At 65.9% G+C, this 11812-nt stretch carries 11 protein-coding genes; 7 read left to right on the forward strand and 4 right to left on the reverse strand.

The features are described from left to right. Nucleotides 1-63: 63 nt before the first annotated feature. From imuA to F3J17_RS13980, 3 genes are read left to right on the forward strand one after another with little or no spacing between them, the layout of a single operon-like run. Entirely contained in the window at nt 64-885 is an 822-nt protein-coding gene (gene imuA, locus F3J17_RS13970) for a translesion DNA synthesis-associated protein ImuA (protein ID WP_167059162.1), read from the forward strand. Beyond that, a complete protein-coding gene (locus tag F3J17_RS13975; protein ID WP_167059164.1) occupies nt 806-2431 on the forward strand; it encodes a DNA polymerase Y family protein in 1626 nt (541 codons plus the stop codon). Before imuA ends, F3J17_RS13975 begins: the two co-directional genes overlap by 80 nt. 15 nt (nt 2432-2446) lie before the next feature. After that, nucleotides 2447-5902: an error-prone DNA polymerase gene (locus F3J17_RS13980; protein ID WP_167059167.1), complete on the forward strand. Its 3456-nt coding sequence runs from the start codon at nt 2447-2449 to the stop codon at nt 5900-5902. 48 nt (nt 5903-5950) lie between these two features. Here F3J17_RS13980 and F3J17_RS13985 read toward each other — a convergent pair whose 3' ends face one another. Both F3J17_RS13985 and F3J17_RS13990 read right to left on the reverse strand, forming a co-directional pair. Next, on the reverse strand, nt 5951-6877 hold the full coding sequence (locus F3J17_RS13985; protein ID WP_167059170.1) for an SDR family oxidoreductase: 927 nt from the start codon (nt 6875-6877) through the stop codon (nt 5951-5953). 15 nt (nt 6878-6892) lie between these two features. Next, nucleotides 6893-7096, reverse strand: a complete 204-nt coding sequence (locus tag F3J17_RS13990) for a cation transporter (protein WP_167059173.1) — start codon at nt 7094-7096, stop codon at nt 6893-6895. Nucleotides 7097-7240: 144 nt separating this feature from the next. Between F3J17_RS13990 and cueR the strand changes: the two genes are divergently transcribed. The 3 genes from cueR to F3J17_RS14005 all read left to right on the forward strand — a co-directional run bounded on the left by cueR (nt 7241) and on the right by F3J17_RS14005 (nt 8703). After that, a complete protein-coding gene (cueR, locus tag F3J17_RS13995) occupies nt 7241-7657 on the forward strand; it encodes a Cu(I)-responsive transcriptional regulator (protein WP_167059176.1) in 417 nt (138 codons plus the stop codon). Between the two features lie 312 nt (nt 7658-7969). Continuing rightward, nucleotides 7970-8116: a DUF3563 family protein gene (locus tag F3J17_RS14000; protein WP_167059179.1), complete on the forward strand. Its 147-nt coding sequence runs from the start codon at nt 7970-7972 to the stop codon at nt 8114-8116. Between the two features lie 287 nt (nt 8117-8403). Further along, nucleotides 8404-8703: a hypothetical protein gene (locus tag F3J17_RS14005; RefSeq protein ID WP_240160973.1), complete on the forward strand. Its 300-nt coding sequence runs from the start codon at nt 8404-8406 to the stop codon at nt 8701-8703. A 6-nt stretch (nt 8704-8709) separates the two neighbouring features. Here F3J17_RS14005 and rlmJ read toward each other — a convergent pair whose 3' ends face one another. Further along, nucleotides 8710-9555, reverse strand: a complete 846-nt coding sequence (gene rlmJ, locus F3J17_RS14010; RefSeq protein WP_167059185.1) for a 23S rRNA (adenine(2030)-N(6))-methyltransferase RlmJ — start codon at nt 9553-9555, stop codon at nt 8710-8712. A 172-nt stretch (nt 9556-9727) separates the two neighbouring features. Beyond that, the gene (locus tag F3J17_RS14015; RefSeq protein WP_167059188.1) at nt 9728-10699 is read right to left on the reverse strand and encodes an aldo/keto reductase; all 972 of its coding nucleotides are present in this window, start codon (nt 10697-10699) and stop codon (nt 9728-9730) included. 299 nt (nt 10700-10998) lie between these two features. Between F3J17_RS14015 and F3J17_RS14020 the strand changes: the two genes are divergently transcribed. Then, nucleotides 10999-11802: a 3-hydroxybutyrate dehydrogenase gene (locus F3J17_RS14020; RefSeq protein WP_167059191.1), complete on the forward strand. Its 804-nt coding sequence runs from the start codon at nt 10999-11001 to the stop codon at nt 11800-11802. Nucleotides 11803-11812 lie beyond the last annotated feature (10 nt).

Genomic DNA, 11812 nt, shown 5'->3' on the forward strand with positions numbered 1-11812 from the left:
TCCTCGTCATGCCCCATCCAGCGTCGGGCAGGGCGTCCTGTTTTCTTTTTTCAGAGCGCGATCATGGCAGCAGCACTCCAGCTAGCGGCGACACATTTGCCGCCCCGGCTGCAAAGCCGGATCTGGCAGGGTAATCAGCTCGGCGGCACGGGCATGCGCACGGTGTCGAGCGGCCATGCCGCGCTCGATGCGCTGCTGCCCGGCGCGGGCTGGCCGTCGGGCAGTCTGACCGAGCTGCTGGTGGAGCAGGGCGGCATCGGCGAGATGCGTCTGGTTGCGCCCGCGCTGCGCGCGCTCACCGCGCAGGGGCAGCATGTGCTGCTGGTCGCGCCACCGTGGCGGCCCTATGCGTGCGCACTCGAAGCGTGGGGGATCGCGCTCGATCGCCTCGTCTGGATTCGCGCGGCGGAGGACGAAGCGCCGTGGGCCGCCGAGCAGGCGCTCAAGCAGGACGGCATCGGCGCAGTGCTGCTGTGGCAGCCGAAGGCGCGCGCCGACGCGCTGCGCCGTCTGCAGGTCGCCGCACAGGATTCGCAGGCGCTGGCCTTTCTGGTGCGAGCGCCCGCGGCGCGCAGCCAGTCGTCGCCCGCGCCGCTGCGCATGGTCTGCACGCCGGTGCCGCCGCCCGAAGCGGATACGCGTCTGAATCGCCGTGAATGGATGCAGCACACCGGTGTCTGCGTCGATATTTTCAAGCGCCGCGGGCCGCCGCCCGCCCAGCCACTCGTCGTCACTTTGCCGCTGCAGGAGTCGGTGCTGCCCCAGCCGGGCGCAGCGCCGGTCATGCCGTGGCCCGGGGTCAATCATGCTGTGGATCGCCGTCACCTTGCCGTTGTTGCCGCTGGAGGCCGTCAGGCCGCCGCTTCCGTCGCCCGGGTCGTGTGAGCACGAGGCGCTGGCTGCAGGACAAAGCGACGAAAGCGCGCCCGAACGCTGCTACGCGCTCGCCGATCACGCGCGCATCGTGATCGCCGATCGCGACGCGTTTCGCCTGGGCGTGCATCCCGGCGCCACGCGCGCACATGCGCTCGCGCTGGCGCCGGGCCTCGTGCTGCTCGAACCCGATGCGACGCGCGAGACGCGCACGTTCGAGGCGCTCGCGCTCGCGCTGCTCGCCTATACGCCGCGGGTGTCGCTGGCGCAGTCCCATACGCTGTTGCTCGAAGTGGGCTCCGGCTTGCGCCTGTTCGGCGGTGTGCGCGCGCTGCTCGCCAAGGTCGCGGCCACGGTGGCCGACTGCGGCCACGCCGCGCGCATCGCCTGTGCGCCGACCGCGTGGGGCGCGTGGACGCTCGCGCAGGCGCATGCAAGCGCGGGCGCGCACACCGCGCGGCGCTTTCACGTGCTCAAGGACAGCACGCTCGCGCGTGCGCTCGACGCCTTGCCGGTTACGCTCGCGCCGTTCGCCGCGCAGCACGAGCACGCGCTCACGCAGATTGGCTGCGCGACGCTCGGCGATCTGCGGCGCTTGCCGCGTGACGGCATCGTGCGGCGTTTCGGCGATGGCGTGCTCGCGTGGCTCGCGCAGGCGCGCGGCGAGACGCCCGATCCGCGTGCGTGGTTCACCGCGCCGCCATCGTTTCATGCCGCGCTCGAATTGCAGGCGCGGGTGGAAAGCGCCGACGCGCTGCTGTTCGCCGCGCGCCGTCTGGTGATGCAGCTGGCGGGCTGGCTCGCCGTGCAGCATGGCGCGTTGAGCGGCTTCGAACTGCGGCTGGAGCACGAGCTGGCGTCGCGCCATGCGTCGCGCACGTCGAGTCTGCGGCTCACGTGGGCCGCGCCTTCGCGCGACGCCGACCATCTGCTGTGGCTGCTGCGCGAAAAGCTCAACCAGACCGAGTTGATTGCGCCCGTGATCGGCCTCGCGCTGGTCGCCGATCAGGTGAGCGAGTACGCGCCGCCCACCGACACGCTGTTCCCGTCGCCCGAGGCGTCGGATGCGTCGCTGGCGCAGCTGTTCGAGCGCATCGGCGCGCGCATCGGCGAGCAGAACGTGTTGCAGCTGTTCGTCGAGGACGATCATCGGCCCGAGCATGCGATGTCGGCGCGAACTTATCGGTCACCTGCGCGTGCGCCCGCGCGCCGCCAGGCTCAGCGCAAATCGCGCAAGTCGAACGTGCAGGCCGCAGCGCCGGACGACAGCGCGCCGGTGCAGAGCGCCTTCGATCTGCCCGAGGTGCCGCTGCCGACGCAGCCGCGTCCCGCGTGGCTGCTCGAAAAGCCGCTCAAGCTGGCCACGCGCGACGACCGGCCGGTTTATCGGCGTCCGCTCAAGACGCTCACGCGCACCGAGCGTATCGAGGCGGGCTGGTGGGACGGCGAGGGCGTCGGGCGCGACTACTACGTGGCCGCCGACGATCAAGGCCGCATGTTCTGGCTCTACCGCGAGCGCATCGGCGGCCAGTGGTATCTGCAAGGCTTGTTTGGCTGATTTTCACAACGCGTCATGTCTAATCGTGGAGCGGGCGCATCGTTGCCCGCGCAACCTTCATCGTCATCGCCATCACCGGCACAGTTGCCGGAGTATGCGGAACTGCACTGCCTGACCAATTTCACGTTCCTGCGCGGCGCGTCGCGCCCGAACGAACTGGTCGAGCAGGCGATCCAGCACGGCTACAGCGCGCTCGCCATCACCGATGAATGCTCGTTCGCGGGCGTCGTGCGCGCCTGGAGCGCGCTCAGGGATTTCGACGAGGCGCGCCGCAAGGCCCACGAAGCCGCCGCGCGCGCCACGCCCTTCGTTCCTTCGCTGCAACTGCTGATCGGCAGCGAACTGAATCTCGTCGATGAAAGCGGGGGCAGCGATGAAAGCGGCGGCGAACCGTTCTGCACGCTCGTTGCGATCGCGATGAATCGCGAGGGCTACGGCAACCTCTGCGAGCTGATCACGCTCGCGCGTTCGCGGGCGGACAAAGGCCACTACCGCCTGCATCCAGCCGACTTCACCGATCCGCAAGCCGATAGCACCCATCTGCGCCATCTGCGCGACTGCGTGCTGCTGCTGGTGCCGCAGCGCACCGCCACGCTTGCGCAGACGCTTCGTGCCGCGCACTGGCTCGCGGGCTTCGCGAGCGGACGCGCGTGGCTCGCGCTCGAACTCTGGCAGACCGGCGGCGACGATACGCAGATCGAAGTGCTGCGCCACGTTTCGCAGGAAAGCGGCTTGCCGCTCGTCGCGGCGGGCGGCGTGCTGATGCATGCGCGTTCGCGCAAGCCTTTGCAGGACACGCTGAGCGCGGTGCGCATCGGCAAGCCGCTGGCGTCGTGCGGCCGGGCGCTGGAACCGAATGCGGAACGTCATCTGCGCTCGCGCGTGCGCCTGAGCGCGCTCTATCCGCGCGATACGCTCGATGCGACGCTGGAGGTCGCGCGCCGCTGCACCTTCGACCTGGGCGAGCTGGCCTACGAATATCCCGAAGAACTGGTCCCTGCCGACGAAACGCCCGCCACCTGGCTGCGCAAACTGGTGATGCAGGGCGCGGCCGAGCGCTGGCCCGATGGCATGACGCCCAAACGCGAAAGCCAGATCGAGCAGGAACTCGGGCTGATCGCCGAACTGCAATACGAAAAGTATTTTCTGACCGTGCACGACATCGTGCGCTTCGCGCGCGAGCAGAACATTCTTTGCCAGGGACGCGGCTCGGCGGCGAATTCGGTCGTGTGTTTCTGCCTCAAAATCACCGAAATCGATCCGGTGCGCATGAACATGCTGGTCGCGCGTTTTCTGTCGCGGGCGCGCAATGAGCCGCCGGACATTGACGTCGATTTCGAGCATCAGCGTCGCGAAGAAGTCATCCAGTACATCTATCGCAAATACGGCACGCGTCGCGCCGCGCTCGCGGCCACGCTCATCACCTATCGCTCGCGCAGTGCGTTGCGCGATGTGGGCAAGGCGCTCGGGCTCGACAACACGCTGGTCGAAAAACTCTCGGGCGCGCATCAGTGGTGGGACGGTCCCGATTCGATTGCGCATCATCTGCAGGAAGCGGGGTTCTCGCCCGATTCGCCCGTCACGCAGCAACTGATCCGCCTCACGCGCGAGCTGCGCGGCTTTCCGCGCCATCTCTCGCAGCACGTGGGCGGCTTCGTGATCGCGCGCGACAAGCTCTCGCGGCTCGTGCCGATCGAGAACGCGGCCATGAAAGACCGCTACGTGATCGAGTGGGACAAGGACGATATCGACGCGCTGCGTCTGCTCAAGGTGGACGTGCTGGCGCTCGGCATGCTTTCGGCGATCCGGCGCTCGCTCGAATTCGTGGCGCTGCGGCGCGGGCTGCCGCAGTTCGGCGTGAAGGACATTCCCATCGAGGATCCGGCGGTCTACACGATGTGCAGCCACGCGGATACGGTCGGCGTATTCCAGATCGAATCGCGCGCGCAGCAGAGCATGTTGCCGCGCCTGCGCCCGCGCACCTATTACGACCTCGTGATCCAGGTGGCGATCGTGCGGCCCGGGCCGATCCAGGGTGACATGGTGCATCCGTATCTCAAGCGCCGGCATGGCGAGGAGCGCGTGGAGTACGCCAAGGACGAACTGCGGCCGGTGCTCGAACGCACGCTGGGCGTGCCGATCTTCCAGGAGCAGGTGATGCATCTGGCGATGGTCGCCGCCGACTATTCCGGCGAGGAAGCCGACAAGCTGCGCCGCGCGATGGCGGCGTGGCGGCGCGACGGCAATCTGAAGCCGTATCAGGACGATTTGACCCAACGCATGGTGCACAAGGGATATTCGAAGGAATTCGCCGACCGCATCTGCAAGCAGATCGAAGGTTTCGGCGATTACGGCTTTCCGGAAAGCCATGCGGCCAGTTTCGCGCTGCTCGTCTACACGAGTTCGTGGCTCAAGCGCTACGAGCCTGCGGCGTTTCTGGCGGGGCTCCTCAACAGTCAGCCGCTGGGCTTCTATTCGCCGTCGCAACTCGTGCAGGATGCGAAGCGCCACGGTGTGCCGGTGCGCGCGCCCGATATCGGGATCAGCGCGTGGGAATCCGTGCTGGAGGCGCGCGGCAAACCGGGCGTGCGTCTGGACGACGACACCGCGCGCGTACGCCGCACGCGGGTCGCGCATTACCGTGCGCGTCTGCAGGCCGCCGTGGCGCGTCGCGGCGTGCCGCGTCTGGGCGAGCTGATGCGCCGTCATCGATGTATCGAACGTCTGCGCGCCGCGCAGGCGCCCGAGCATTACGGCAGCGGCGGCCCGGCGGTGCGGCTGGGTTTTAGCCTCATCAAGGGCTTTTCGGAAGACGCCGCGCGGCGCGTGATCGCGGCCCGCGCGCAGGCGCCATTCGCCGATGTCGATGACCTCGCGCGCCGCGCCGCGCTCACGCGCCGCGAACTGGAAGCGCTGGCGGGAGCCAACGCGCTCGCGAGCATCGCGGGCCACCGGCGCGAGGCGTGGTGGGCCGTGACCGCGCAGCATGCGGTGCCCGCGCTACTGCGCGATGCGCCCGTGGCCGAGGCGCGCATCGACTTGCCGCGCGCGTCCGAAGGCGCGGAAATCGTCGCCGATTACGCGAGCCTGCGTCTCACGCTCAATCGCCATCCGCTCGAACTGCTGCGCGAGGGGCTGGCGAAGCAGCGTTTTCTCAGCGCGGCGCAACTGGCGCTGTGCCGCCACGGCAAGCCTGCGCGCGTGTGCGGCATCGTCACGGTGCGGCAGCGGCCCGGCACGGCCAAAGGCACCATCTTCGTGTCGCTTGAGGACGAAACCGGCTCGGTCAATGTGATCGTGCATGCGGCGCTGGTGGAGAAGCAGCGCAAGGAATTGCTGGGCGCGTCGCTGCTGGCGGTGGCGGGCGTGGTGCAGCGCGAAGGCGAGGTGGTGCATCTGGTGGCGAAGCGGCTGGAGGACCATAGCCGTTTGCTCGGACGTCTGGCGACGCAGAGCCGCGATTTTCATTAAGCGTGGGGAAGGGCGCGCGGCGTTGAGTTTGCCGCGCGCCAGAAAGCCTTATGCCTGCGGATGCTCCGCCTCGAACGCATCGAGCACGGCGCGAATGCCCCCATCGAACGGCGTGCGGCGGCCGATGCCCAACGCTTCCAGCCGTCCCGAATCGAGATGGCAGTCGCGCGGACGCGGCGTGGCGTCGGCGGGCTTGGTCTGCGCGATCAGGTTCGCGTCGATGCCGAGCGCACGCGCGATGCGCAGCGCGATCTCGTACTTGGTCATCGGCTCGTCGCCGGACCATTGCGCGAGGCCGCGCACGGCGTCACCATCGGCGCAGCGCGTGAGCAGTTCGCGGATCACGAACGCCACGTCCGGCGTGAAGGTGGGGTAGCGCGTGGCCCACGCGTCCATCACCGCGCCCACATGCCCGGTTTGCGCGGACGCGCGGATCGCAGGCACGAGGCTCGTCACCGCCGATTCCTGCCAGGCGACGATCGGCCCGTAGAGCAGCGGCAGACGCAGCACGAGGGCGTTATCGGTGGCGTCGAGCAGCGCGCGCTCGCCTTCGAGCTTGCTGTGGCCGTAGGCGTTGAGCGGATTCGGCGTGGACTCGGGCAGATAGGGCGGAGTGCTGCCGTCGAACACGTAGTCGGTGGAAATCGACAGCACCCACGCATTGCGTGCTTTTACTGCCTTCGCCGCCGCCGCGAAGTGGCGCACGGCGTCGACGTTGAGTGCGCGCGCCGCAGCGGGATCGTGCTCGCAGACATCGGGACGGCGCTCGGCGGCGGCGATCACGATGGCGTCAGGCGCTTCGCGTGCCACGAAATCACTGACCGCGCGCGCATCGCGCACATCGAGCGCAACCTGCTGCGGACCCACGCGACTGAAGGCCGTCTGCACGACCTGCCAGCCGGTTTGCGTCTGAAGCTCACGCACGAGCGCGCGACCGAGCAAGCCGGACGCGCCGATGATGGCGACCTTGAACATGGCGCGCGCCTCGCGTCAGGCGGAAGTGGCCGTGACGGTGTAGCCGGCATCGTCGATGGCGGCCTTGAGCACATCGGCGCTCTGGTTCGATTCGACGCTCACGCGGCCCGCGGCCAGATCGATCTGGACCTTCGCGGCGGCGTCCTGCTCGTGGATCGCGCGCGTGACGGCGCCGACGCAGTGCTGGCAGCTCATGCCTTCGACGTTGAACTGGATCATGGTGAATTCCTTTTGACTGAGAACGGTGGAAAAAGCGTCGCCCGATTATGCCAGCGGTGTTCCGGCTGACCGGGCGAGGCGGCTGGACCTTCCCATAGTGGGAAGGTGTAGGATCAAAAAATCGGCAAATTGCAGGAGAGCAGCATGAATATCGGCGAAGCGGCGCGCGCCTCGGGCGTGACGGCAAAAATGATCCGCTACTACGAGAGCGTGGACCTGATTGCGCCCAAGGCGCGCACGGAGGCGGGCTACCGCGTCTACGGGATGGAGGAGGTCCACGCGCTGCGCTTTATCCGACAGGCGCGGCGGCTGGGCTTTCTCGTCGACGATATCCGCCGGCTGCTGGCGCTGTGGCACGACCGCTCGCGCGCCAGCGCCGAAGTGAAGGCCATCGCGCTCGAACATGTGGCCGAGCTCGACCAGCGTATCGCCGAACTCACGCAGATGCGCGACACGCTGCGTCATCTTGCGGCGCATTGTCACGGCGACGACCGTCCGGACTGCCCAATCATCGAAGGCCTCGCCGACCCGGACACGGTTGCACACGTCGCTAATGCTTGAGGTTGCGCAATTTTTCGGCAAAAGGTGCAACCCTGTCGCGCAGGAGATCGCAACTTTTGCGTTTTCCTGCACAATGTTGGTGCGTAATTCTGCAGGATTTGCAAACTCCGCAAGAGTTGTCCTAAAAATCTGCCGATAAATCATGATGTTGCCCGATATCCGTCATGCACCATTCCAGATTGGAATGCACTGTATGCGAGCAATTCACTGGAAAAATCAGGTGCAACCGCTATAATGCGGGTTATCCCTTACGAGGGTAATCCCTGATGCAAATCCACCGGGGATACTTCCCGATCCTTGGAGAACACCATCATGTTTGCGTACTTCCTCGAAAAGCTGAGCACCTGGTTCGAAACTGCTGAACGTCGCCGCCGCGAAAACTACCTCGCCTCGTCGGCCGACATCGTGCAACTCGAACAGCGTATCCGCTCGCTCGAATCGAACGGCTACTCGCTGTAAGCAGTTTCCCGCAGTTTCCCGCAGTCACCGGCCCGCGCCACACGGCGCAAAAGGCCGCCGACTTGCCGCAAGCCCCGCATCTGGCGGGGCTTTGTTTTTTCTGCTCCGAACTTCTGCATACCTTGCAGTCTGAACCTTGCCACCACGGTAAGGTAAAGTCCTTTTTGCAATTGGCCGACAACACGTAGGTAGGCGCGATCAGCACGACCGCGCGTGTCGCGAATTCACTCCGGGGGCTTTACATGGCGTCAGACCGCTTTTTCCGACCAACGCTAGCCGCTGCCCTGATGAGCGCCGCCGTGGCGCTCGCGAGCGCAGGCGTGCACGCGGCGGGCAAGCCGTTGATTCTGGATACGGAAACGGGGATCAACGATGGGCAATCGGGCACGGTGCTGCAGACCGCGCCGCTCTCGCATCAGCCGATGGTGCAGATGCAGCAGTTGCCCACGCTTGAAGGGACGGGCGCGAACGGCTCGCAGCCGATCATCGTCGCGCCTTATGTGGAAGTGCCGGGCGGCGGCGGACGGCCACCCCGTCCGCGCTCCACGCAGCAGTATTCGCCGCAGCAGTACGTGCCGCAGCAATAAAGACGTTCAATCGCCGCGCGATTCGATCTTGAACTGCGCGCCGTCGTCGATGCCGAGCGTCTTCACGAGGAACGGCATGGTTTCCTTGAGCGACTGCGAAAGCGTGTACGGCGGGTTCAGGATGAACATGCCGCTTCCATACAGCCCGAAGCCGTCCTTGGGCGGATGGCTGACCGACAGCGAAACGTGCAGCCAGTTCTTTTCCTGCAGACGCTTGAGCTGGTCCGGGAAGCGCTGCGACTCGGGGCGCGTCACCTGCGGATACCAGACCGCATACGTGCCGGTGGCGAAACGCTCCAGACTTTCTTCCAGACATTTGATCGTGCGCGAATAGTCGCGCTTGTCCTCGAACGACGGATCGATCAGCACCAGCGCGCGGCGCGGCGGCGGGGGCAGCAGCGCCTTGATGCCGTCGAAACCATCACCCGGATAGATCATCACGCGGCGGCCCGCATCGCGAAAACGATGGCGCAGCACGTCGATCTCGGTGCTATGCAGCTCGAACAGGCGCATGCGGTCCTGCTCGCGCATCAGACGCCACGCCAGATACGGCGAGCCGGGGTAGAAGCGCAGATCGCCGTCCGGATTGAGCGCCGCCACTTCGTCGACATATTCCGTGAGCATCGCGGGCAGATCCGTGCGGCCCCACAGCTTGCCGATGCCGGTGTCGAATTCGGCGTTCTTGGTGGCGTAGCCTTCGCGCAGTGCGTAGGCGCCCGCGCCCGCGTGGGTGTCGATATACCAGTACGCCTTGTCCTTCTTGCCGAGATAGTTCAGCAATTGCACGGCGACGGCGTGCTTGAGGACATCGGCGTGATTGCCGGCGTGAAAGGCGTGACGGTAGCTCAGCATGATGGGGCCAAAGGCAAGCTCGGGCGGCAGCGATTCCGTGTGGAGTCGCGCAGACCGATGGCAGGTGAGACGGATCGGCGGCGCTTCGTGCGCCGCCGGAGAAAGGCCGCGTATTGTACAGGTGCGTACAGGTGCGGTGGCTCGTCACCACCGCAAGCCTGAGCGCAAGCGCTCAATCGTAGGCTTCGCCGACAATCGCCTCGATCTTCTCTTTCACTTCCGGCGTGATCTTTTCCGCCACGTCGCGCGCCTTCATGTTTTCGCCGATCTGTTCCACGCGCGATGCGCCGGTGATGACCGTGCTCACGTTCGGATTCTTCAGAATCCACGCCAGCGCGAGCTGCCCGACGGTGCAGTCCAGTTCCTTGGCGAAATCCGCGAGCTTGCCGACGATGGCGTTTTTATCGGCGTCCGTGACCTGTTTGCGCAGCCAGTCGTAGCCCTGCAGTTGCGCGCGGCTGTCGGCGGGCACGCCGCCGCGATACTTGCCGGTGAGCAGCCCCGAAGCGAGCGGGCTCCACGTCGTCAGGCCCAGGCCGATATCTTCGTAAAGACGTCGATACTCGTCTTCCACGCGCCGACGGTGGAACAGGTTGTACTGCGGCTGCTCCATCACGGGCTTGTGCAGATGATGGCGTTCGGCGATTTCCCACGCGGCGCGGATTTCGTCCGCGCTCCATTCCGAGGTGCCCCAGTAGAGCGCCTTGCCGCGCGTGATCATGTCGCTCATCGCCCAGACGGTTTCCTCGACCGGCGTGTTCGGGTCGGGACGATGGCAGAACACCAGATCGACGTAATCGAGCTGCAGGCGCTTGAGCGAATGGTCGATGGCGTCCAGCAGATATTTGCGGCTGAGCGTGTGGTACTGGTTGGGCGCTTCGTTCAAACCCCAGAAGAACTTGGTGGACACCACGTAGCTCACGCGCGGCCAGGCGAGTTCCTTGAGCGCCTGACCCATGATTTCTTCCGACTGGCCGCCTGCGTAGACTTCGGCGTTATCGAAGAAGTTGACGCCCGCGTCGCGCGCCGCAGCAAGCGATTCGCGCGCGAGATTGCGGTCGACCTGATTGCCGTACGTGACCCACGAACCGATGGACAGTTCGCTGACTTGCAGGCCCGAGCGGCCCAGTCGCCGATAGTTCATGAACGTCTCCTTTGCTTGATGCTGCCGATGTGCAGCCAATATCCCGCCGATAGAGCAGGCAAGTTAGCACGATCCGCGAGCGGGCGCAGAAGGCTTGCGCCGCGCTGCGGCAGGCGTGCATCGGTAGTGCGAAGGCGGCCTGCCAGCTTCACGCGCGTGTCAGGCGGCTTCATGCACAATAGCGCGGTTGATCGCGGCGCAACATTCAGCCGGATGGCATAGGTCGAATGGCTGATTTGACGGCGAATGCGCGTCGAGGTCTCATCCTGTCCACTGTGTCCATTTTCTGGAGGTGCTCGATGTCGTCTCTCTCACTGAATTCGAAGCTCGATGGCAAGGTCGCGGTTGTTACCGGTGCAGCCAGCGGCATCGGCAAGCAGATCGCGCTCACGCTCGCCCAGGCGGGCGCCGCCGTCGCCATTGCCGACCTGAACCAGAGCGGCGCTGACGCCGTGGCCGAAGAGATCAAGGCTGCGGGCGGCAAGGCCATCGGCGTCGCCATGGACGTGACGAGCGAAGAGGCCGTCAACGACGGCATCGACAAGGTCGCCGCCACCTTCGGTTCGATCGACATCCTCGTGTCGAACGCCGGCATCCAGATCGTGAATCCAATCGAAAACTATTCGTTTGCCGACTGGAAGAAAATGCAGGCGATTCACGTCGATGGCGCGTTTCTCACGACCAAGGCCGCGCTCAAGTACATGTACAAGGACGATCGCGGCGGCGTGGTGATCTACATGGGCTCGGTGCATTCGCATGAAGCGTCGCCGCTGAAGTCGGCTTATGTCACGGCCAAGCATGGTCTGCTGGGTCTTGCGCGCGTGCTGGCCAAGGAAGGCGGCAAGCACAACGTGCGCTCGCATGTGGTGTGTCCGGGCTTCGTGCGCACGCCGCTGGTGGACAAGCAGATCCCGGAACAGGCCAAGGAACTCGGCATTTCCGAAGAGGAAGTGATCAAGAAGGTCATGCTCGGCGGCACGGTGGACGGCGTGTTCACCACGGTCGAAGACGTCGCGCAGACGGTGCTGTTCCTGTCGGCGTTCCCGAGTGCGGCGCTCACGGGGCAATCGTTCGTCGTCAGCCACGGCTGGTTCATGCAGTAACGCGGAGGCC

The sequence above is a fragment of the Burkholderia sp. Ax-1719 genome (assembly GCF_011753055.1).
Lineage (GTDB): Bacteria > Pseudomonadota > Gammaproteobacteria > Burkholderiales > Burkholderiaceae > Paraburkholderia.